We start from the raw sequence: 379 nt of genomic DNA on the forward strand, positions 1-379 counted from the left end.
GGCAATTGCTGGGTATTGTGGGGCTACTGCGCTCCGTGGGTAACCCGATTGGTTCGCTGCTGATGGCGAAAGCGCGGGTCGATATCAGCTTTAAATTCAACGTATTCAAAACCTTTCTGTTTATTCCGGCAATCATCATTGGTGGGCAGATGGCGGGCGCAATCGGCGTCACGCTTGGCTTCCTGCTGGTGCAGATTATCAACACCATTCTGAGCTATTTCGTGATGATTAAACCGGTGCTCGGTTCCAGTTATCGCCAGTACATCCTGAGTTTGTGGCTGCCGTTTTATCTCTCGGTGCCGACGCTGGTGGTCAGTTATGCGCTGGGCATTGTGCTGAAAGGGCAACTGGCGCTGGGGATGCTGCTGGCGGTGCAAAT

The 379-nt window shown here is 53.3% G+C and carries 1 pseudogene; it reads left to right on the plus strand.

The annotated features are described in order from the left end of the window. Nucleotides 1–379 (plus strand): annotated as a pseudogene (gene wzxC, locus CEW93_RS10715) (colanic acid undecaprenyl disphosphate flippase WzxC); the annotation flags it as partial.

The sequence above is a fragment of the Moraxella sp. VT-16-12 genome (assembly GCF_002224245.2).
Classification (GTDB): domain Bacteria; phylum Pseudomonadota; class Gammaproteobacteria; order Pseudomonadales; family Moraxellaceae; genus Moraxella.